This is a genomic window from Mesorhizobium sp. M2A.F.Ca.ET.042.01.1.1 (assembly GCF_003997405.1).
In the GTDB taxonomy this organism is placed as follows: Bacteria; Pseudomonadota; Alphaproteobacteria; order Rhizobiales; family Rhizobiaceae; genus Mesorhizobium.
Map to the genome: position 1 here is coordinate 1 of NZ_RZRX01000054.1, position 22197 is coordinate 22197.

General features: G+C 63.8%; 19 protein-coding genes. 3 read left to right on the plus strand and 16 right to left on the minus strand.

All coding sequences use genetic code 11. The features are described 5' to 3' along the window. The 4 genes from EOA23_RS10790 to xylF form a co-directional block, all read right to left on the minus strand. The coding region (locus tag EOA23_RS10790; RefSeq protein ID WP_189341576.1) for a CHASE domain-containing protein at nt 1-665 on the minus strand (665 nt) is incomplete at its 3' end. A gap of 130 nt (nt 666-795) precedes the next feature. Further along, nucleotides 796-1596 carry an ATP-binding cassette domain-containing protein gene (locus tag EOA23_RS10795; RefSeq protein ID WP_126064106.1) on the minus strand — a complete coding sequence of 267 codons (801 nt, stop codon included), beginning with the start codon at nt 1594-1596 and terminating at the stop codon, nt 796-798. A gap of 18 nt (nt 1597-1614) precedes the next feature. Continuing rightward, nucleotides 1615-2967, minus strand: a complete 1353-nt coding sequence (locus tag EOA23_RS10800; protein WP_127304012.1) for a sugar ABC transporter permease — start codon at nt 2965-2967, stop codon at nt 1615-1617. Between the two features lie 144 nt (nt 2968-3111). Continuing rightward, complete coding sequence (gene xylF / locus EOA23_RS10805) at nt 3112-4152, minus strand: D-xylose ABC transporter substrate-binding protein (RefSeq protein WP_127304014.1); 1041 nt, start codon at nt 4150-4152, stop codon at nt 3112-3114. Between the two features lie 269 nt (nt 4153-4421). Between xylF and EOA23_RS10810 the strand changes: the two genes are divergently transcribed. Continuing rightward, nucleotides 4422-5666 (plus strand): ROK family protein, encoded by a 1245-nt coding sequence (locus EOA23_RS10810; protein ID WP_127304016.1) that lies wholly within the window; start codon nt 4422-4424, stop codon nt 5664-5666. Nucleotides 5667-5962: 296 nt separating this feature from the next. Here the strand turns inward: EOA23_RS10810 and phoB are convergent, their stop codons facing one another. The 8 genes from phoB to EOA23_RS10850 all read right to left on the minus strand — a co-directional run bounded on the left by phoB (nt 5963) and on the right by EOA23_RS10850 (nt 16585). Continuing rightward, nucleotides 5963-6652 (minus strand): phosphate regulon transcriptional regulator PhoB, encoded by a 690-nt coding sequence (gene phoB / locus EOA23_RS10815; protein WP_010911896.1) that lies wholly within the window; start codon nt 6650-6652, stop codon nt 5963-5965. Between the two features lie 17 nt (nt 6653-6669). Then, nucleotides 6670-7377 (minus strand): phosphate signaling complex protein PhoU, encoded by a 708-nt coding sequence (gene phoU / locus EOA23_RS10820; RefSeq protein WP_042641610.1) that lies wholly within the window; start codon nt 7375-7377, stop codon nt 6670-6672. Between the two features lie 20 nt (nt 7378-7397). Then, nucleotides 7398-8201, minus strand: coding sequence for a phosphate ABC transporter ATP-binding protein PstB (gene pstB / locus EOA23_RS10825; RefSeq protein ID WP_112129583.1), 804 nt, complete (start codon nt 8199-8201; stop codon nt 7398-7400). After that, the gene (gene pstA, locus EOA23_RS10830) at nt 8198-9049 is read right to left on the minus strand and encodes a phosphate ABC transporter permease PstA (protein ID WP_127304018.1); all 852 of its coding nucleotides are present in this window, start codon (nt 9047-9049) and stop codon (nt 8198-8200) included. The genes pstB and pstA overlap by 4 nt, the downstream gene beginning before the upstream one ends. 3 nt (nt 9050-9052) lie before the next feature. After that, nucleotides 9053-10039 (minus strand): phosphate ABC transporter permease subunit PstC, encoded by a 987-nt coding sequence (gene pstC / locus EOA23_RS10835; protein ID WP_127304020.1) that lies wholly within the window; start codon nt 10037-10039, stop codon nt 9053-9055. A gap of 64 nt (nt 10040-10103) precedes the next feature. After that, the gene (pstS, locus tag EOA23_RS10840) at nt 10104-11162 is read right to left on the minus strand and encodes a phosphate ABC transporter substrate-binding protein PstS (protein WP_042641603.1); all 1059 of its coding nucleotides are present in this window, start codon (nt 11160-11162) and stop codon (nt 10104-10106) included. 491 nt (nt 11163-11653) lie between these two features. After that, nucleotides 11654-15409 (minus strand): PAS-domain containing protein, encoded by a 3756-nt coding sequence (locus tag EOA23_RS10845; RefSeq protein WP_127304022.1) that lies wholly within the window; start codon nt 15407-15409, stop codon nt 11654-11656. Nucleotides 15410-15676: 267 nt separating this feature from the next. After that, the gene (locus EOA23_RS10850; protein ID WP_127304024.1) at nt 15677-16585 is read right to left on the minus strand and encodes a DUF2865 domain-containing protein; all 909 of its coding nucleotides are present in this window, start codon (nt 16583-16585) and stop codon (nt 15677-15679) included. Between the two features lie 290 nt (nt 16586-16875). Here EOA23_RS10850 and EOA23_RS10855 point away from each other — a divergent pair, with 290 nt between their 5' ends. Then, nucleotides 16876-17109, plus strand: a complete 234-nt coding sequence (locus EOA23_RS10855; protein WP_126064099.1) for a hypothetical protein — start codon at nt 16876-16878, stop codon at nt 17107-17109. An 18-nt stretch (nt 17110-17127) separates the two neighbouring features. On the opposite strand, the gene EOA23_RS10860 is transcribed toward EOA23_RS10855, so the two are convergent. The 3 genes from EOA23_RS10860 to EOA23_RS10870 all read right to left on the minus strand — a co-directional run bounded on the left by EOA23_RS10860 (nt 17128) and on the right by EOA23_RS10870 (nt 19190). Further along, nucleotides 17128-17472, minus strand: coding sequence for a hypothetical protein (locus EOA23_RS10860; protein WP_127304040.1), 345 nt, complete (start codon nt 17470-17472; stop codon nt 17128-17130). Between the two features lie 280 nt (nt 17473-17752). Beyond that, entirely contained in the window at nt 17753-18586 is an 834-nt protein-coding gene (locus EOA23_RS10865; RefSeq protein ID WP_127304026.1) for a glutathione S-transferase family protein, read from the minus strand. A 22-nt stretch (nt 18587-18608) separates the two neighbouring features. Beyond that, complete coding sequence (locus EOA23_RS10870) at nt 18609-19190, minus strand: VOC family protein (RefSeq protein ID WP_127304028.1); 582 nt, start codon at nt 19188-19190, stop codon at nt 18609-18611. A gap of 503 nt (nt 19191-19693) precedes the next feature. On the opposite strand from EOA23_RS10870, the gene EOA23_RS10880 reads away from it, so the two are divergent. Then, nucleotides 19694-20833 carry an epoxide hydrolase family protein gene (locus EOA23_RS10880; protein ID WP_127304030.1) on the plus strand — a complete coding sequence of 380 codons (1140 nt, stop codon included), beginning with the start codon at nt 19694-19696 and terminating at the stop codon, nt 20831-20833. A 332-nt stretch (nt 20834-21165) separates the two neighbouring features. Here the strand turns inward: EOA23_RS10880 and EOA23_RS10885 are convergent, their stop codons facing one another. Continuing rightward, the gene (locus EOA23_RS10885) at nt 21166-22146 is read right to left on the minus strand and encodes a LysR family transcriptional regulator (protein ID WP_245474122.1); all 981 of its coding nucleotides are present in this window, start codon (nt 22144-22146) and stop codon (nt 21166-21168) included. Nucleotides 22147-22197 lie beyond the last annotated feature (51 nt).

Sequence of the window (22197 nt, forward strand, 5' to 3'; positions counted from 1 at the left end):
GCGTAGAGAAACCCGGCCGTCGAGGAGCGGCTTGCATTTATCACGTCCGGGGCGGTTTCGACGTTCAGCCGCACGAAAACCAGGAAACCCGTGAACGTCTGCGCCACGCCGGCGCCCTGGCCGAGCTGGACCAGGCCGCTCGCATGCTGCTGGTCGTCGGCCATCGCCTTTTCGATCGCCTCCCGCCGCACCGGCTCGCTGAACATGTCGAAGCCGATGATCGACTGGTTGGACGTGTCGAGCGGCTCGAACAGCACGATCGGCGTTCGCCATTGCTGGGTCGTCGCGGGGTAGATCGGGTGGGCCGCCCCATGGTCGCGCAGGATATCGCGTTCGACCGCGGCCTCGTCGCCGGCTTTGGCGAGCCTGAGGAAGCCTATGCCGCGCAGGCCTGCGAAGTTGTCATCGATGTTCAGCGCGGTGAAGAAGGCGTTGAATTCGCCGCGCGTGATGTCGCCGTTGCGGGCATCGAACAGCGCCTGAGTCGAACGCAGCAGCGACAGATGCAGGTCGATGCGGCTCTCGATGCGGCTCAGCGCGTCGTCGGCGGTGCCCTCGAACTTGATCCGCGCCGCCTCCTGCGTCGCGAAATAGGCGAACCCGGCCATCGTCAGGCTGATCAGCGCGACGGCGACAAAGGCAACGATCGGAAAGAGCTTCTTCAAATCAAAGATGTGGCCCGTGGACGGTCGACGATCTTTATGGGCAAGTCTCCGCGTCAACACAATGGCGCGGTCAAATCATCACCGCGGCTGGTACATCACGCAGCCATTAATTAGCCGGCTATGCCTGGGTTTACGCCGCGATCTTCAGCGCGCCAGGGCCTGGAATGGCGCCGGGCGGACATTTGCCCAAGATGATCATGCCGAGCACTTCGTCCTGGGTGACGTCGGTGGTGCGCGCGGTGCCGACCACCTGGCCGTTCTTCATCACGCAGACCCGGTCGGCGAGTTCGAAGACGTCATGGATGTCATGGCTGATCAGGAAGATGCCGATGCCTTCGGCCTTGAGCTGCTTGACCAGCTCGCCGACCTGCGCCGTCTCCTGCGGCCCGAGCGCCGCCGTCGGCTCGTCCATGATCAGGATGCGGGCGTTGAACAGGATCGCGCGCGCGATCGCCACCGACTGCCGCTGTCCGCCCGACAGCTTGACGACCGGCTCCTTGAAGCGCTGGAAGCGCGGATTGAGCCGGCCCATCACCTTGCGCGCCTCGGCTTCCATGGCGACGTCGTCCAGCGTGCCCCAGGCGGTCATCAGCTCGCGCCCGAGGAAGAGATTGGCCGCGGCATCGACATTGTCGGCCAGCGCCAGCGTCTGGTAGATCGTCTCGACGCCGTATTTCTTGGCGTCGCGCGGATTGGAGATCGATGCCTCCTCGCCATTGATGAAGATCTGTCCGCTGTCGCGCTTGTAGGCGCCGGACAGGATCTTGATCAGCGTCGACTTGCCGGCACCGTTGTGGCCGAGCAGCGCCATCACTTCGCCGGGGAAAAGATCGACGGACGCGTCGTCGACTGCGCGGATGCCGCCGAAGGCGATCGAGATGTTGCGCATGTCGACCAGCGGAACGCCGGCGGGAGCGGATTTGTCAGCCATGTTGTTTCTCCTGCCTGATCAGGCCCGCTTGCGATAGAGGGTGTCGAGCCACACCGCCACGACCAGCACGGCACCCACGACGATGCTTTGCAGCGGCGAATCGACGCCGAGCAGCACCATGCCGGACTGCAGCGACTGCATCAGCAGCGCGCCAAGCATGGCGCCGAGCACGGTGCCGGAACCGCCGGCGAGCGACGTGCCGCCGATGACGGCCGCGGCGATGACCAGCAGCTCGTCCAGCGTTCCGAGCGCATTGGTGGATGAATTCTGCCTGGCCGACGAGATCGCCGCCGCGATCGTCGCCAGCACGCCCATGATCATGAACACCTTCATGGTGATCCAGCGCGTGTTGATGCCGGCGAGGTTGGCCGCTTCCGGGTTGCCGCCGATGGCGAAGACATAGCGGCCGAAGCGCGTGCGCTTGGTGACGAAGGTCATGATCAGGCCGACGGCGACCGCCATCAGCACCGGAATGGCGATGCCATGCGCGATGAACAGTCCGCCTTCGGGAACGGTGATGTTGTTGGCGGCGGCATAGCGGTTCACGATGCCGACCGGCCACGGATAGGAATTGGCAAGCCACACAGCGCCCAGGATGATCGCGCAGGTGACCGTGGCGAGCAGCGTCTCGGCCCACACCGGACGCAGCGGGAAACGGAAGCGCTTGCGCTGCACGCGACCGTTATAATGCATGAAAATGACCGCCAGGCAGGCGACGATGCCGACGACCCAGCTCCATTTGGCGCCGATCGAGCCCGCCGGGCCGCCGCCCATCAGCTGGAACGTGGCGTCAAGCGGCGCCACCGTCTGGCCGCTGGTGACCCACCAGGCAGCGCCCCGCCAGACCAGCAGACCGCCCAGCGTGACGATGAAGGCCGGCACTTCGAGATAGGCGATGATGAAGCCCTGGAAGGCGCCGATGAGGAGGCCGAGCGCCAGGCCGATCAGCAGCGCCAGAACCCAGATCCACGGGTTGCCGAGCTCAAGCCCGACAAAGCGGACCAGGAAATGAACCTGGGCAAAACCCATGACCATGCCGATCACCCCTTCGGCCGATCCGACCGACAGGTCGATGTTGCGCATGACGATGACCAGCACCATGCCCGACGCCATGATCGCCACGGCCGAAGTCTGCACCGACAGGTTCCAGAGGTTGCGCGGCGTCAGGAAGGTGCGGCTGTCGAAGTCGAGCGGATTGACGCCAAGTCGCAGGCTGGAGATCACATGCAGCCCGACCCAGATCAGGAGCAGCGCGCCGATCATACCGAGCATGCGGGTGTCCAGCTCGGTTGCCTTCAGGAACCGGGCGACGGTGCCCAGCTCCGAGGCACGCGCGGTGTCTGCCGGTTGGGTGGACGTCGTGTCGGTCATGAATTCCTCCTGCCGGCCTGCCCGTCTGGCGCGGACGCCGGAGCAAGCCTAGAAGCTATCCGCTCGAGGCGGAACGGTAATCTTTGAGAAAACGCCGCGGCTTTCAGGCCGCGGCGCAAGGTTTTTGGTCTAGTGTCGGCGAGCTTAGTTGCAGACCTTGACGCTGCCGGCGGCAACGCCAGCGCAGACTTCGTCCTTCTTGATCCAGCCGGCGTCGATGACGAGGTTGAGATTGTCCTTGGTGATCGCGATCGGGGTCAGGAACAGCGACTTGACGGTGTTGCCGCCAGGCGTCGTGAAGTCCTTGGCGCCGGCGATGTCGGCCATCTTCTTGCCGTCGGCGAGCTGCGAGGCGATCTCGGCGGCGTTCTTGCCGAGCTCGCGCGCGTCCTTCCATACCGACACGGTCTGCGTGCCGAGCGCGATGCGGTTGAGCGCCGCGTGGTCGCCGTCCTGGCCCGAGACCGGAACGGTGCCGGCCAGCCCTTGCGCCGTCAGCGCCGCGACGACGCCGCCGGCGGTGCCGTCATTGGCGGCCACGACCGCGTCGACCTTGTTGTCGTTGGCGGTCAGGAACTGCTCCATGTTCTTCTGCGCGTTGGCGGGCAGCCAGCCGTCGGTATAGGCCTCGCCGACATTCTTGATCTTGCCGCTGTCGATCGCCTCCTTCAGCACTTCCATGGAACCCGAGAACAGGAAGTCGGCGTTCGGATCGGAACCCGAGCCCTTGATGAAGACGTAGTTGCCTTCGGGCTTGGCCTTGAACACCTCACGGGCCTGCATGCGGCCGACTTCCTTATTGTCGAAGGTCAGGTAGAAAACGTCCTTGTTCTCGATCAGGCGGTCGTAGCCGACAACCGGGATGCCCTCATCGAGCGCCTTCTGCACCGCCGGGCCGATTGCCGAGGCATCCTGCGCCAGGATGATCAGTGAATTGGCGCCCTGCGAGATCAGGCTTTCGACGTCGGTCAGTTGCTTGCCCGGATTGGACTGCGCGTCGGCCGAAATATACTTATCGCCGGCGGCCTCGATGGCGGCCTTCATCGCCGCTTCGTCGGTCTTCCAGCGCTCTTCCTGGAAATTCGACCACGAGACGCCGATCACCTTGCCCTTCGCCTCGGCGACCGAAGCCAGCGTCAGCGACATGGCAACACCCGCCAGAATGGCGGCTGCGAATTTTTTCATAATATCCTCCCTGCGCCCTGTGCGGCGCGACCCAGACTGGCCCGAAGGCCGGCATAGAGGCTTTTTTTCGAGCCTCAAAAAAATAGTGATGCAGCGAAATGAAGCTGTCAACCGAGATTCTGATGGCATTTGATGGGTCCAGGCATTTTTTTCGGAGTCCGCAATAAATAATGACATCGGCTTTGGCTTCTGCCACTATCCTTAGCGTGTCAGCGTCAGGCCATGGCATCATCACAAGGCCGCGATGACCGGGGAGGACGTGCGAGACGATGTCGGTCGGAATCCGTCACGACGATTTGCGCCGGCGCAACCGCGCCATGGTGATTTCGGCCGTGCGCCGCGCCGGCCAGCCATCGCGGACGGAAATTGCCGCCACCACCGGCCTCAGCCACTCGACCATTTCGGCGATCTCCGCCGATCTGATCCAGGAGGGCATCCTCACCGAGAGCAAGGCCAGCGAGCCGACGGCGTTGAAACGCGGCCGGCCGCAGATTGGCCTGGCGCTGAACCCCGAAGCCGCCGCGGTGCTGACGGTGGTGCTGTCGCTGAACTTCCTGTCGGTCGCCGTCATCGACTATGCCGGCCAGGTGATCGCCGAGGAGCAGCGGCGCCTGGACACGCTCGTCATGCCGCGCGACGAGCTGATCGGCGAGTGCCTGGCGATCGTCCGGCGCCGGCTGCAGGATCCCGATCTCGACGTGGGCAGCGTCGCCCGCATCGCCATGGGCATTCAAGGCATCACCGATTCCCACGCGCGCGCCATGCTGTGGTCGCCGATCACGCCGCTGACCGACATTCCGTTCGCCGATATCCTGGAGAGGGAATTCGGCATCCCCGCCACCATGGAGAACGACTGCAACATGATGGCAGTGGCGCTGCGATGGCGCGATCCCGAGCGCTATCGCGACAATTTCATCGCCATCCTGCTCTCGCACGGCATCGGCATGGGCCTGGTGCTGAAGGGCGAATTGTTCACCGGCACGCATTCCTCCGGCGGCGAGTTCGGCCACATGATCCATCGTCCGGGCGGCGCGCTTTGCCGCTGCGGCCGGCGTGGCTGCGTCGAGGCCTATGCCGGCAACTACGCCATCTGGCGCAGCGCCATGGGGATAAGCGAGGACGCCGCGCCGACCGACGTCGGCGACGCCGACATGCGCGCGCTGGCCGCAAAGGCCCGACAGGAGGACGGCCCCGAACGGGAAGCCTATCGTCGGGCCGGCGAAGCGCTGGGCTTCGGTCTTGGCAGCCTGTTCGCCCTCATCGACCCGGCGCCGGTCGCCATGGTCGGCGTCAGCGCGGCCGCCTTCGACCTGATCGAGCCGGCGCTGAGGGAGGCGATCGCCCAGACCGCCGGCGGCCAGCACTCGAGCTCGATCTCCTTCGACAGCGAACCCAACGAGCTGCCGCTGATCCGCGAAGGCTGCGCCATGCGCGCGCTGACCTTCGTCGACCAGGAGATTTTCGCGCCGGGGGTCCAGACGAGGTCCGGCGCCGCGGGGAAGAACGTCGCCTAAGCGGGTTTCTGATTCGCCGGAGATAAGCGAAGGCCTTTGGGCTTCGTCATTCCAGGGCGGAGCGACGCGAAGCGGAGCGTAGACCCTGGAATCCATGCCGTTACCTGGATCGTAGGGCGCAGCGGCGCAGAATTCTGGACCGTCGCGACGCGTCGAAGTCACGGAATGGATCCTCGGGTCTGCGCTGCGTCGCTGCGCTCCTTGCTCCGCCCGTGGATGACGAAGCACGAGCGTCTCGGCTACTCACCAGCGCATGCGATCCGGTAGTGGACGCATCAATTCCACGAACGGTGAACCTAATCCTCGCGGATCGCATACCCCGCCCCGCGGATGGTGCGGATGACGTCGGGCATGCGGCCGTTGTTGACGGCCTTGCGCAGGCGGCCGACATGCACATCCACCGTGCGCTCGTCGATATAGATCGTCTCGCCCCAGACATTGTCGAGCAGCTGGCTGCGCGAGAACACGCGGCCGGGATGCCGCATCATGAACTCGAGCAGGCGGAACTCGGTCGGGCCCAGCCTGATCTCGCTCTTCTTGCGGTAGACGCGGTGCGATTCGCGGTCGAGCACGATGTCGCCGACCTTGAGCACGCTGGACAGCACCTCCGGCTTGGCGCGGCGCAGCAGCGCCTTGACGCGCGCCATGAACTCCGGCGTCGAGAACGGCTTGACCAGATAGTCGTCGGCGCCGGTGGACAAACCTCGAACCCGATCGCTTTCTTCACCGCGCGCGGTCAGCATGATGATCGGCAGCCGCTCGGTCTCGGGCCGCATCCTGAGACGCCGGCAAAGCTCGATGCCGGAAACCGCCGGCACCATCCAGTCGAGCACGAGCAGGTCGGGAACATTTTCCTGAAGGCGGATTTCGGCCTCGTCGCCGCGGGTCACCACTTCCACCTGGTAACCCTCGGATTCGAGATTGTAGCGGAGCAGCACCCCCAGCGGCTCCTCGTCCTCCACCACCATGATGCGTGGCGCGATCATCGGGGTAACCTTTTCCGTCAGGCGGCCGGCGCCGACATTGCCGTCTCGTCCTGCTTGGGACGGTTGGCGGGCAATTGCGTGCCGGTCAGCACATAATAGGCGTTCTCGGCGATGTTGGTCACGTGGTCGCCGATGCGCTCAAGGTTCTTGGCGCAGAACAGAAGATGCGTGCAAGCGGTGATGTTGCGCGGGTCCTCCATCATGTAGGTCAACAGCTCGCGGAAGACGGAGGTGTATTTGACGTCGATGCGTTCGTCGTCGTTGCGAAGCTTGGCCAGCGCCGTGGCATCGCCCACCGTATATTCCTGGATCACGCCCTGGACCTGGATCAGCACCAGTTGCGCCATGGAATCGATCGAATGCGTGAGGTCGCGAGGGGCGGTGCTGACACCGACCGACCCGACGCGCTTGGCGATGTTCTTGGCGAGATCGCCGATGCGTTCGAGGTCGCCCGCCATGCGGATCGAGCCGACCACGTGGCGAAGATCGTCCGCCATCGGCTGGCGCTTGGCGATCAGCGTGATGGCGCGGTCGTCAAGCTCGCGCTGACGCGCGTCCATGATGGCATCGTCGGAGACGACGCGCTGCGCCAGCGCATTGTCGCTTTCGAGCAGGGCCCTGGTCGAGCCGCCGACCATGGAGCCGGCGAGATCGCCCATGTCGTTGATGAGCCGGCTGATCTGCCTCAGATCCTCGTCGAAGGAGGCGACGGTATGTTCGGCCATGATGTTGTCCTCGTATGAGCTCAGCCGAAGCGGCCGGTGATGTAGTCCTGGGTGCGCTTCTCGCGGGGCGAGGTGAAGATCTTCTCGGTCCGGTCGAACTCCACCAGCTCGCCCAGATACATGAACGCCGTCTGCCGCGACACGCGCGCCGCCTGCTGCATGTTGTGGGTGACGATGACGATCGTGTAGTCGGCCTGCAATTCGTCGATCAGCTCCTCGATCTTTGCGGTCGAGAGCGGATCGAGCGCCGAGGCCGGTTCGTCGAGCAGGATGACCTCCGGCTTCACCGCCACGGTGCGGGCGATGCAAAGGCGCTGCTGCTGGCCGCCCGAGAGGCTCTGGCCGCTGGCGTTGAGCTTGTCCTTGACCTCATTCCACAGCGCCGCGCGCTTCAGCGCCGATTCGACGCGGCTGTCCATCTCGGCCTTGCTGATCTTCTCATAGAGCCTGACGCCGAAGGCGATGTTCTCGTAGATCGACATCGGGAACGGCGTCGGCTTCTGGAACACCATGCCGATCTTGGTCCGGAGCAGGTTGAGGTCCTGCGAGCGGTCGAGGATGTTCTTGCCGTCGAGCAGCACCTGGCCCTCGGCGCTCTGCTTCGGATAAAGCTCGTAGATGCGGTTCAAGACGCGCAGCAGCGTCGACTTCCCGCAGCCCGACGGGCCGATGAAGGCGGTCACGCTGCGCTCGGGCAGCGACAGGTTGATGTCCTTCAGCGCCTTCGACTGGCCATAGTAGAAGTTGAGGTTCTTGACCTCGATCTTGGCCTTCTCGACGGTCGTGTCGGCTACGTTCAGGTCGGTGGACAACATCGGTTTCATCTGTCCTCTCTGCGTCCGGTTAGGCTGCGGGCGATGATGCTCAGCCCGAGAACCGTCAGGGTGATTATGAGTGCGCCCGTCCAGGCCAGCTGCTGCCATTCCTCGTAAGGGCTGAGAGCGAACTGGAAGATGGTCACCGGCAGGCTGGCCATCGGGGCCTTGAGATTGCTCGACCAGAACTGGTTGTTGAGCGCGGTGAAGAGCAGCGGCGCCGTCTCGCCGGAGATGCGGGCGATCGCCAGCAATATGCCGGTCACGATGCCGGACAGCGCCGCGCGGTAGGCGACGGAGCGGATCACCACCCAGCGCGGCGCGCCGATGGCGGTGCCCGCCTCGCGCAGCGCGTTGGGCACGAGGTTCAGCATGTCCTCGGTGGTGCGCACCACGACGGGGATCACCAGGATGGACAGCGCGACGGCGCCGGCGATGGCCGAGAAGTGCCCCATCGGCCGCACCATCAGCTCATAGACGAACAGGCCGACTATGATCGAAGGGGCCGACAACAGGATGTCGTTGATGAAACGCACCACCGTGGTGAGCTTCGAGAAGCGGCCGTACTCGGCCATGTAGGTGCCGGCCAGCACGCCGATCGGCGTGCCGACGACGATGCCGATGATCGTCATCACGATGCTGCCGTAGATGGCGTTGAGCAGGCCGCCGGCATCGCCGGGCGGCGGCGTCATCTGGGTGAACACGGCCAGCGACACCCCGGAGAGCCCCTTGTATAGCAGGGCGCCGAGGATCAGCGCCAGCCAGGCGAGGCCGATGCCGGCGGCGATGACGCAAAGCGCCATCATCACGGCATTCTTGCGCTTGCGGCTCTGGTGAAGTGATGCGGCAGTCGCCATCGGTCAGGCTCCCGTGCGGCTATCGATGCGCAGCAGCATGTAGCGTGCGAGCGCCAGGATGATGAAGGTTATGATGAACAGGATCAGCCCGAGAGCCACCAGCGAGGAGGTGTAGATCGCACCATCGGCCTCGGTGAACTCGTTGGCGATCGTCGCCGAGATCGTCGTGCCCGGCGCGAACAGCGAGGCGCTGATGCGATGCGCGTTGCCGATGACGAAGGTGACGGCCATCGTCTCGCCGAGCGCGCGGCCGAGGCCGAGCATGACGCCGCCCATGATGCCGACGCGGGTGTAGGGAATCGTCACGCGCCGCGTCACCTCCCAGGTCGTGCAGCCGATGCCGTATGCCGATTCCTTCAGCACCGCCGGCACCGTGTCGAACACGTCCTTGGTGATCGAGGTGATGAAGGGCAGCACCATGATGGCCAGGATCAGCGAGGAGGTCAGCAGGCCGATGCCGTAGGGCGGGCCGGCAAACAGGCTGTTGAGGCCGGGGACGCCTTTGAAGAGCCAGATGATGAAGGGCTGGATCGTCGTCTGCAGGAATGGCGCGAAGACGAACAGGCCCCAGATGCCGTAGATGATCGAGGGAATGCCGGCCAGAAGCTCGACGGCGATGCCGATAGGGCGCCGCAGCGGACGCGGGCAGAGCTCGGTCAGGAAGACGGCGATGCCGATGCCGATCGGCACGGCGATGATGATGGCGATGGCCGAGGTGACGATGGTGCCGTAGATGGGCGCCAGCGCCCCGAAATTCTCGGTGACCGGGTTCCAGGATTCGGTCGAAAGGAAGGATATGCCGAATTTCGACAGCGCTTCCCACGATCCGGCGATCAGCGAGATGGCGACCCCGCCGAGCAGAACCAGCACGAGGATGGCGGAAGCGCGCGTGGCCGCCCGGAAGACCATGTCGGTGAAGGCAAAGCGGCGCACTGTCGCTTCCCTGGTCCGCATGGCGGACGATGTCGCGGCTTCGGAAACGGCACTCATCTAGCCCCTCGCATTTCGAAAGAGACAGGAGGGCGCCGGAAGCGCCCTCCCTTGTTCGTCAGGATTACATGCCGGAATAGAGCGGCTTGCCGTTCGCGTCGACGATGTCCTTGCCCCACATTTCCTCGACGCTCTTCACGACCGCGTCGGGCATCGGAACATAGTCCAGGCTGGCGGCCAGCTCGTCGCCCTTGGCGTAGGACCAGGCGAAGAACTTGAGCGCCTCGCCGGTGGCGGCGGCATCGTCGGGCTTCTTGTAGACGAGGATCCAGGTTGCCGACGTCATCGGCCAGGTTTCGGCGCCGGCTTGGTTGGCCAGGATGACGCCGTAGCCCGGCTGCGAGTTCCAGTCGGCATTGGCCGCGGCGGCCGAGAAGGCGGCGGCGGTCGGCTCGACCTTCTTGCCGTCCTTGTTGATCAGGTCGGTGTAGGTCAGCTTGTTCTGCTTGGCATAGGCATATTCGACATAGCCGATCGCGCCGCCGGTCTGCGACACGTTGTTGGCGACGCCCTCATTGCCCTTGGCGCCGATGCCCACCGGCCACTCGAGCGCGGTGTTGACGCCGACCTTCGACTTCCAGTCGGCGCTGACGTCGGCCAGATAGTAGCTGAAGTTGAAGGTGGTGCCCGAGCCGTCCGAACGGTGCACGACCGCGATCGCCTGGTCGGGCAGCTTGACGTCCGGGTTGAGCTTCTTGATCGCTTCGTCGTTCCAGTTGGTGATCTTGCCGGAGAAGATGTCGGCCAGCGTCGGGCCGTCGAGCACCAGCTCGCCCGGCTTGACGCCTTCGAGGTTGACGACCGGAACGATGCCGCCCATCACCATCGGGAACTGCGCGAGCCCGGTGGAGTTGAGATCCTCGCCCTTCAGCGGCGCGTCGGAAGCGCCGAAGGTCACCGTCTTGGCCTTGATCTGCTTGATGCCGCCGCCGGAGCCGATCGACTGGTAGTTGAGACCGATGCCGGTCTCCTTCTTGTAGGCGTCGGCCCACTTCGCATAGATCGGATAGGGGAAGGTGGCGCCGGCGCCGGAGATATCGGCTGCCATCGCGGCGGAGATGCTAAGGGTTGATGCCGCAGCCATTGCAATCGCAACGGCCGCAGAGCGGATGAAATGTCTCATGTGGCCTGCTCCTGTTCGGAAGATGGTCTTTCGGCACCCGTTCTATCGGCGCCCGGTGAGCGCAATAGACTTCGATTATTACAGTCGCATGACAGTTTCGTGTCAGCCCGGTAACGCCTGAACGGGGATGATCGGAAGGGCTTCCGGCGGTCTCTGCGGGCCGGCCGGAGTTTGCCGCGGGAATCAGCGACTTGTCTGACTTTTGAATCAAAAATTATCCCGGCGGCCGGATCGCGGCCGCCGGGAAATAAAATCCGGACGAGAGCGCGTTGCCTGCATGCCAGAGCGGATCATGGCGTGGCCATCGCCGAAAACAGAGTCCGTTGGGGTAGAGTCGACGCTGTTTCTTGTTGGCGGTCGCTGCTCCCGCCCGTAACCGAAGAGCGGAATCAATGCTACGATTGTCAGAGCTTGGCGTTTGCTTTGATATGGTGCGATCGCACCATACGCATACGTCAACGCCTTGCGCCCGCCTGCCGGCTAAATTCGCTTTAACCCGCGCTGCGCCGGGTCTCGATATCCGAACCCAGCCAGCGCTCGAGCTTTTCGAGCAGCGCTCGCGGGCTGATCGGCTTCGGCAGGTAATCGTCCATGCCGGCCTCTAGGCAGCGTTCGCGGTCGCCCTTCAGCGCATGCGCCGTGACGCCCACGATCGGCACATGCGTGCCCATGTCCTGCTCGAGCTTGCGAATGGCGCCTGTTGCTTCCAGTCCGTTCATTTCCGGCATCGACACGTCCATCAGGATCATGCGCGGATTGAGCTTGCCGAAAGCATCGAGCGCCTTGCGGCCGTTGCCGACGATCTCGAAGCGGTAGCCGGTCTCGCCAAGGATCTGGGTGAACACCATCTGGTTCACCTCATTGTCCTCGGCAACGAGGATGTCGAGCCCGCGCTCGGCTTCGGCCGGGCGTTGGCGCGCACGCACGGGCGGCGGCTGCAGCATGGCGCGGTCCGACGTCGCCGTCTGCCCCGGCGCGGCTTGCGATAGGCCGCCGCCAACGGCGGGTTGCGCTGCGGCGCTGGTGTGGCGATGACGCTGGATGGTCGCGACCAGCGTTTCCAGAAGGACGGAGGAGCGCGCCGGCTTGATAAGCTGCGCATCGATGCCGAGGTCGCGATACGCAGTGTTGGCAAGCGACTGGTCGACCGAGGTCAGCATGATGATGGGCGTATGCGCCAGGCCCGCCGTGTTGCGCACGATGCGCGCCATCTCGGCGCCGGTCATGCCCGGCATCTGGTAGTCGAGCACGACGCAGTCGACCGGCACGCCATAGGCAGCGGCGGCAATCAGCACCTTAAGCCCTTCGGCGCCGCTTTCGGCCGCGCAGGAATCGAACGTCCACGACGCCATCTGCTCGCTCAGGATCGAGCGGTTGACGGCGTTGTCGTCGACGATGAGCACGCGGGCGCCGGTGACGTCGACCGGTGTGATGCGCTGCCCGCCCTGCTCGGCCCGGGGCAGCGTGACCGTGAACCAGAAGGTCGAGCCCTTGCCCTCCGCGCTGTCGACGCCGATCTCGCCACCCATCATCGAGACCAGCCGCGAGGTGATGGCGAGGCCAAGCCCGGTGCCTTCGTGCCGCCTGGTCGAGGAGGTATCGACCTGGCTGAACTTCTCGAACACCAGCTTCAGCTTGTCCTCGGGAATGCCGATGCCGGTATCCGTCACGGAAATGGTGAGCTTCGTTCCCGCGGGAGCCCGCTCGCCCGTCACATCGACCAGCACATGGCCCTCGTCGGTGAACTTCACCGCGTTGCCGAGCAGGTTGGTGACGATCTGCCTGACACGGCCGACATCGCCGACGAACTGGCCGTCGAGCCCCGGCTGGACGCGCACGATGAGCTCCAGGTCCTTCTCCTTGGCGCGCGTCGAGACCAGCGTCGCCACATCCTCGATCGCCTCGGCAAGATTGAATGGCGCCGGGTCGAGCACCAGCTGGCCGGCGTCGATCTTGGAGAAGTCGAGGATGTCGTTGATGATGGTGAGCAGCGCGTTGCCGGATTTGACGATGATGTCGGTGAACGTCTTCTGCTTCGGATCGAGGTCCGACTTTGCCAAAAGCTCCGCCATTCCAAGGACCCCGTTCATCGGCGTGCGGATTTCGTGGCTCATATTGGCGAGGAATTCCGACTTGGCCCGGTCGGCGAGCACGGCGCGCCGCCTCGCTTCGCTGAGCTCGGCCTCGCGCTGCTTGAGCTCGGTGATGTCGGTGGTGGAGCCGATGAGATAGAGCGAGCCGTCGGAGGCGATCATCGCGCCCTTGCGCGCGAACTGGTGCCTGACGCTGCCGTCCGGCAGCACCACCGTCTCTTCGATCTCCTGAGTTTCGCCGGTGCGCAGCACGGCAAGGTCGCCGGCGACGAAGGCTTCGCCGTCGGCGCCGAATATCTCGACGTCGGTCTTGCCGATCGCCTCTTCCTTGCTGAAGCCGGTGAGGTCGCACCAGCCCTTGTTGACATAGAATTGCCTGAGGTCCGAACGCTTGGCGTAGATCGACACCGGCACATTGTCGATCAGGCTGCGGAACACCTCGTTCTCGCTCATGCTCTGCCGAAGCGCCTGCTCGCGCGCCTTGACGTCGGTGATGTCGGTGCTGGAACCGACCAGATGCACCGACCCGTCAATGGCCACCAGTCGGCTCTTGCGCGTCATCAGCTGCCGCACGGTGCCGTCGCGATGGGTGACAGCCTCCTCGACCTCGCGTCCAGTGCCGGTCGCCACGACTTCGGTATCGTCATTGCTGAAGCCGTCCGCCTCTTCCGACGCGAAAAGCTCGCGATCCGTCTTGCCGAGCACCTCGTCCTTGGCGAATCCGGTCAGCGCGCACCAGGCCTTGTTGACGAATTCCATGCTGAGATCGTCGGCCTTGATGAAGGCCGCCACCGGCAGCTCATCCATCACGTGCCGGTAGAGGTCGATCTGGCGCATGGAGTCGCGCAGCGCCTTTTCGCGGACCTTGATGTCGGTGATATCGACACGCACGCCGATGAACGTCCCGTCATCGGTGCGCATGTCATAGACCTGGTACCAGCGCCCGTCGGCGTTGAGGCGCTCGTAGGCGGAATTTGGCAAACGGTACCGCCTGAGCATGGCGTCGAGCCAGCGCTCGGTGTCGACGCCGTACAGACCGTCGATTTCAGTGTCGCCGCTCGAGCGAAAATAGCCGACCGAATGGCCGAGAGACAATGCCTCGCGGAATGTGCGGCCCGGCTGCCAGGCCGGCTTCAGCGCCGGCAGCGTGTCCTGCAGCTTGCGGTTGGCGAAGACGAAGCGGTCGTCGCGGTCGTAGATGATGACGCCCGCCGGCAGCGACTCCAGGACGGTCGCGAGGTTCCTGCGCGCATCCTCGGCCTCGGTCTCGCGCTGCTTCATGTCGGTGATGTCGACATAGGAGATCAGCCGCTTGCCGGCCGGAAGGGGCGCCAGCGAGGCGATCAGCGTGCGGCCGTCGCTGCGCGGCAACTGCCTAGAGCCTGCGGCGCCGGCGCGGATTTCGGCTTCCCGCTCGGTCACATGGCTTCGCCATGTCTGCTCCTCGGCGCCGAACGGATCGGCGTCGCGGCTGGCCTCCATGAGGTCACGAAAAGAGATGCCGGCCGGTGCGCGCCGCGGATCGATCTTCCAGAAGTCGTAGAAGGCTTGGTTGATCACCTCGACGCGCAATTCGGCATCGACAACGATGACGCCGATCGGCATCGAATCGACCATCAGGCTGAGATTGCTGAAGGTCTCGGCCGTCCTGGCATTGGCTCTTTCGATCTCGGCGTCTCGGCGCTTGACCTCGGTGACATCATAATAGGTCAACAGGCGCTTGCCGCCGGACAACGCCGTCACCGAGAATATCATCGTGCGGCCGTCGGCATGGACGAACTCGCGCGGCGCGACGGAACCGGCACGAATTTCAGCGATTCGGCTGGCAAGGTAGCGCTGCCACTCCTGTTCGTCGATCTCGCCATAGATGCCGTTGCGGCGATTGAGATCCATGAGGCGGCTGAATGGCGCGCCGACGGTCACCACCCCGTCGGGGATCCTGGAAAACTCCCGGTAGGCTTTGTTGATGATCAGCGTGTCGAGCCGGGCGTCCAGAAGCACGACGCCCATGCGCATGGCGTCCATCGTGCGTTCGAGATCGGCAAGATGCTGCTCGCCGCCGTCGTCGGCGGGCGTGTCTTCGTCATGCCCAACCGTTGCGTCGAGGGGGTCGCGCATGCCGCCAGTCCCACTCGTCTTGTCCACGTCCGCCATGCTGTTGCCACCCCAACCGAACCCCCTTCGCGGTTCGTCGCGGAAATGTGCCCGACAAGCATTAACGATCCGCTAACCATAATGGATCGGCCCGCTTCGACGAAACCGTCCTTCGGCCAGAATCCGCCCGACCCGACATCCGGCGAGCAGAACCCCCTCACCTGCAGGAATGTTGGCGAAGACGGCAAGCGCTATCGCGTCATCTGCGAATGACTGCTCGCCACTGCCGATGGCGCCGGACGAATCAGAACAAGAGCGACGCCCGAATCAGTTCGCGGGGAAGAAGGTCGGACCAACCATGCGCACCGGCTTCGCGCTGGCCGGAACAGCCGCGGCGGGCGTTGTCGCGGCGCCCGCGCTCACTTCGCTGCCGCCCGACGCAATGGCTGAGACCGTGTCCAGGTCGGGCCTTGTTGTCGGCAAGGGAATGATGGCGTTTTCCATATTGCCGGGCGTCACAGTGCGCGCCCTGAGCTCCGTCACCCGCCGGGAGTAGCGCTTGAGGTCGCAGGCCTTGAACTCTGCGGCATCGCGATAACGGAAGGCGGTCGGAAGCTCGGTATAGGGCTTGCGCGTCTCCACCGCGACCATCTGATCGGTCTCGAGGCTCGGATCGCTGAGCGTGTAGAGGTCGACGCCGGGATCGTCGCAGATATAACGGCACTGATCGGCCGTATCCTTGAGATCGCCGGCCTGCGCGAATTGCGAGTTCGGCGCAGGGAAGAAATAGCCGTCCGAAAGGCGAACGCAAAACAGCATCGCATTCCCGCCATAGGTCGGGCTGGAGGCTCCGGGCTTGGGCGGCTGCTGCCGCTTGGGTGCCGTCTGACAGCCGAGGGCGACGTATCTCGCCTGCAGCCCCGAGGAGTCGCGGCCGGAATTGCCGCTGCTGGCGATCCGGCGCTGCACTTCGGCGCGGTTGCGGGCAAGATCGGCGCAGGCGTTGAAGAAACCGCCGACTGCGCTGCTCGCGGTGCAGCGGCGCTGCCTCTCCAGCCCCTGGATCGCGGCGAGCTGACGGCGCAGTTGCGCGAGCTCCGGGCTCACTCCGCCGCGGCCGCCGGATTGCATCTGACTTCTCAGCGCCGAGCAGGGATCGCCATAAGATACCTGCGTCAGCGACAAGGTCGCCATGACCGTCAGGAGCAGTAAATCAAGAAGTCGTAACCTCGTCATCGGGCGCCACCCCCTGGTAGGAAACAAGTTCGACTGAATCAAAGCCTTCTAAATGAGGAAATACTCATAGACAGGAAGGTTACCCTGCAAAACTTGTTGCAGTTTTGAGTGTTACTCTCAATCTTGTGAAAAGAATATTACGTTTTCGCCTCAAGGTTGAGGCAGCGGCCGAAACCTTCTGGCAGCCGGTCGAGCCGCCGTCGCGATCACGGATTGCTGATGAAACCTTTGACCGGTGGTGGACGTTTCCCGGTGCTGATGTGATCCGCGCTGCACCCAGGAGACTGAAGATGTCCATTCACTTCACCGTCTCTGGCCTGACCAGGAACCTGATCCATTCGCTTGGGTTGGATCATGAGCAGGCGCCGAGGCCCCTTACCCCGGAACAGAACCTTCTGCTGGATTGTTACCTGGCCGGGCAGATCCCGGATTCGGCCTGGAGCGACTATGTCTTCGAGATGCCGGAGTTGGAAAAACACGCTGAGGTCAGGCGTACCGCGTCAGGCGTGCGCGGCCTGACCTGAAACAGCGAGTCTGCCCGCTTATTTCTTCGGTGAGCTGAATTGCAGCGTGAAGACGTTGCCAGCGATGCCTTGCGCCAGCGCCGGTGAAAGGCTGAGCGGCAGGCAATCATTCAACGCCTTTATCGCCGCGTCCACATAGGCCTTGCGCGCCTTGTCGTCGCCGACGACATGAATGGCGGTTGTTTTAGGCGGCCCGATCAGCGTGCCGTCGCGCTTGAAGCTGAAGCTGAGCGTGACCGAGGAATTGTCGGAATTGGCCGGTGGCGTCCAGCAGGCGAGCAGAGCGGCGCCGACCTCGTTCATGCCGTTGAGCGGTGCGGTGGCGGCCGACGGAAAGGGCACAACCGACAGCGCGCCCGCCATCACCAGAAATCTTGCCGTGTTCATCGCAGGTCCTCGTCGCCGTCGCTCTGCCCCTGACGGTATCGTACGACCCATGACGAGGATGACAATAGGATTTCGGTCCGCCCGTCGATGATGCAATCATTCTGTCGTGATTTCGGCGATGGCCGCGAAAAGCAAAAGGCCGGCACGGAGCCGACCTTTCCCTTGCCTCGTCATGGCGCCAGTACATCCGTGGTCGCGGCGAGGACTGAGACCAGTAGACAGGTCTTAGGTAAACGAAACCTTAACGCCGGGACCGCTACGCCCTGGCCTGCGATTTCATATGCGCGATGTAGCCGCGCACGTCGCCTGCCGGCTCGGCATAAGCCTTGCCGAGCTTCTTCTCCAGCGCCGCCATGTACTCTTTCGCCCATTTGGGCAGCGCATAGTCGACGACCGCCAGGAATTCGAGCGTTGCCCCCAGCCTTATATCGGCGATCGACGGGTTGTTGCCGCCGATGAACGGTTTGCCGTTGCGGAAGAAAGAGTGAAACACCTCGAGCGGCTCGGCGATCGCGGCCATCGCCGCCTTCTGCGCTTCCGATTTCTTGTCGGGATGGGCGTCGCTGTGGCCGACCTCGCCGGCATATTGCGGAAAGCCGAGCGCCGGATAGGTCGCGCGCGCAACATAGGGATAAAGCGTGCCGACCAGATAGAACATGGCGCTGTCGATCATCGCCCGCTTGGCCGGCGCCTTGGGATAGAACTTCTCCAGCCCGTGCTTGTTGGCGAGATACTGCATGATGGCGCAGCTTTCCCACAGCACGCCGCGCGGCAGGCTCTTGTCCTCGATCATCGGCGTCAGATGCGCCGGATTGCGCGCCAGGAACTCAGGCGAGCGCGTATGGCCCCAGGCGTCGGTCTCTGCGGGATCGAGCCCGGCCGCGCGCGCGAACACCCTAACCGTCATGTTATTGACGCTCGGCCTCAGCATGCTGAGTTTCACGGCCGGCTTCTTAGCCGGCTTTGCTTTTGCCTTTGCCGTCACTTTAGGTGCGGCTTTTGCCGTCACCTTCGCGGCCGTCTTCGCCGCTGCCTTCGGCGCGGCCTTGGCCGCGGGTCTCTTTGCGCTCTTCGTTGCGGTCTTCGCCATCTTGGTCCTCCCTCTGACCTGATTAATAAGGATTTTTCGGCGCCCTGCTTTCCGACAGTGTTTCACGCGACCGCTCGACCAGCGCCTGGATGGCATCGGCCAGATGGAGTTCGGCGATATTGTAGTCGCCGCGCGCCACGCGGATCTTGTGCGCTTCCATCAGCACCTCGGCATGGGTGAAGCCGGCCGGCGGCTCGAATCGGTAGGACGCAAGCTCGATCAGCAGTCCCAGCGGATCCTCGAAATAGATGGAGTCCATGAAGCCGCGGTCCTTGACGCCGCTGTGCTTGATGCCGCGCTCGTCGAGCCGCCCGACCGCCTGCAGAAAGGTGACCCGCGACACCGAGAAGGCAATGTGGTGGACGCAGCCGATATCCGTCGGCGTCCGCCGCTTGACCGGGGTCCGGCTCTCGTCGGTGAAGACCGTGATCAGGCGCCCGTCGCCCGGGTCGAAATAAAGGTGGCTCTCGCTCGCCTTGTCGAGATTGGGCTGCTCGAAGATGAAGGGCATGCCGAGCACCCCTTCCCAGAAGTCGATCGAGGTCTGGCGTCCGGCGCCGACCAGCGTGATGTGATGAACGCCTTGCGACTGCAGCTTCCGCATTGGCTCCTCCCCGCGTTCCGCTCGCCTCTTCTGCCGGGCAAGTTCGAAACGCATCCCCTGGCGCCTTCGGCCAGGGCAGCATGATGCAATGCTAATTCAATCCGCGACACCACGCCAGAAGGGACATGTTGCCGCTAGCTCTGAACCTGGACCGAAGACCTTGGGTCGGACGGCACTCCATCTGCCACAACCCTGCGGACACCCTCCAGCGCGTCATGCAACGGTTGCCGAAGCTCGACGGCGCGCTGGGTCAGACCATCCCACGCCGGCACGCGTGACGTTCCCTTCTGCCAGTAGGGCTTCGAGCGTGACGAGGAGGCCGAGATCGAGGTTTCTGGTATCCATTCGTTGGATAACAACAGGCGGAAGGTTCGATTTCAACCTCGGCGACGTACCGAGCAGTAATGCCGAGTAGTCTTCGGCTCTCAGTACATCGATCGACAATATCGGATTCGTGGACACCCTCTTCCTGGAACCGCATCCCAGCTTAAGCGGAGAACATCATGATTTCACCCTACACAATAAACGTCCCTGACGAACGGCTCGCCACGATCAGAGCCAAGGTCGAGGCTTATGACTGGAGCCAGCTGCCGGATGCGGGAGGCTGGTCGGCGGGGGTCGGGGTTGATGACCTCAAGCGACTCGCCGCTTATTGGCGGGACAGCTACGACTGGCGTGCGGTCGAACGGCGCCTCAACGCGCTGCCCAACTTCACGGCCGACGTGGAAGGCGAGCACCTCCACTTCGTTCATGTGAAAGGCGACGGCTCCAAGCCGCCCGTCCTGCTTCTCCACGGCTGGCCGGGCTCGTATCTCGAGTTCGAGCGGCTGTTGCAGCCGCTCGCAGCGGACGGGCACCATGTTGTCGTCCCCTCGCTTCCTGGCTTCGCGTTCTCAAACCCGATCACGCGCCCGATCGGCCCGCGGCGGGCTGCTGCGCTCGTGCATGGGCTGATGATCCAACTGTTCGGCGACGCGCGGTATTTCGTTCAAGGGGGCGATTGGGGCCACGGCATCGCGGCCTGGGCAGCGCATGATCGACCGGACGCTCTGCTCGGCATCCATATTAACATGATGACCGTGCGCGCGGAGGATGCCGCTCCGACGACCGACGAGGAGAAGTCCTTCGCCGCCAAGCGGGCCGCGATTGCCGATTGGGAGAGGGCCTACTTTCACGAGCAGGAAACCCGTCCGCAGACGCTTGGCGTCGCGATGGCCGACAGCCCGGTCGGAGCGGCGGGCTGGATACTCGAAAAGTTCGGCAAGTGGGCGGATCTTCCGACTACCGCCGATGGCGCCCCCGACATCTGGAGCAAGTTTTCCGAGGAGGAACTCCTCACCAACATCATGCTCTACATTGCGCCGGCATCGTTCGTGACTGCAACCTGGATCTACTACGGCAGCCGGATTGAGGAGTCGCTGATGCTTCCGGCCGGCACCCGCATCCAGGTGCCGACCGGCGTTGCGGCCTTTCCTGATCCGGTGTTCTTGCCGCCGCCGCGCTCGTTCGCGGAGAAGACCTACAACATCCTGCATTGGACCGACATGCCGCGAGGCGGGCATTTCGCCGCGCTGGAAGAGCCGGAACTGATGCTGGCCGACCTGCGCGCCTTTATCGCGACGGTGTCGGGAGCGCGCTCCTGAAGGTGGAGATCTCCGTTTCCGAAGCGCGATGCGTGGCGCTGGCGGCGCAGGACTTCAATGCCTTGCGTCGTCACGACCGCTCGCGGCGAGCGGAGGCGATCCAGCCACCGGGCAGCCTCACCTGGACCATTAGGTCGACGCGCTCTGGCCCCTTCTCGCGGTCTAGGGCCGCGCTGAGGAAACTGAGGACCGGATTCGTTGGCTCAGCTCAACAACCCGATTTTCCGAGGAGCCGAGCTAGTGCGGGCGTTCTTCGGACCGGCCCAGGTTGTGAAGCAGCGGCGAACTCGATAGCCTCGGCGATTGCGGAAACCTGTCGCTGCCCGATTAGTCTAGGCGCGCGGCGCGTCGTCTTCGCCCTCGACCATCAGCTTTCCGATCAATTCGCGAACCCAGCGCTGCCCGGCATGGCCGTGACAACGCTCGTGCCAGATCAAGCCGATATCGAACCGCTCGCTCAGCCAGGGCAGATCGATGATCATCAGCCTTTCCGATTGGGCACGAAACAGCCGCCTGGGTACGAGAGCGACAAGATCGCTGCTGGAAACAATTTCGGGAATGAACAAGAACGAGCCCGCTGACATGACGACATTGCGCCGATAACCGAGAACTCCCAAGGCGTCGTCAACTGGTGTCTCGAAATTGCCGCCTCGCCGTGAGACGACGATATGTTCCAGCCTGACATAGTTCTCGATCGTCAGACCAGGCTTCAGATCCGGGTGGCCTTGCCTGCCGATGAGGACATATGTTTCGTCGTAAAGATGACATGCACGTAGATGCGGCATCGCGGGATCGGGTGTGGCGATCACCAAATCGATATCGCCGTTCGCCAACTGCTGCTCCATGAGGGCGGGGGACAGGTGCCAAACCGCCACGCGCACGCCTGGTGCTATCCGCCGGAGCGCCAAGACGAGCGGCATCACAACGGCTGCCTGGACATAATCCGAGCAAGCGATCGACACAGCGAGTTGCGCCGTTTCGGGATCGAAGTCCCTGTGGGACTGCAGTGTCGAGCGCACCCGATCCAACGCCTCGCGCAATTGCGGGGCAAGTTCTGTTGCCTTGGCGGTCGGGGTCATTCCGCGCTGGGCAGGAAGAAGCAACGGATCGTCGAACAAATCCCGCAGCCGCGCGAGTTGCGCACTGACTGCCGGCTGGCTGAGATGCAGCTTCGCCGCCGCCTTGGTGACGTTCCGTTCGGCGAGCAGCACTTCGAGCGTTGCCAGAAGGTTGAGGTCGATGCGGCTGGTATCCACCACATTTATTTCCGGATAAAATATAATCGATTTCAAATATGGCTGAAAAGCCTTCATCCTGCAAGCCTCGACGCGGGAGCTTCACCAATCCCTCCCGCGGGAGGCAAG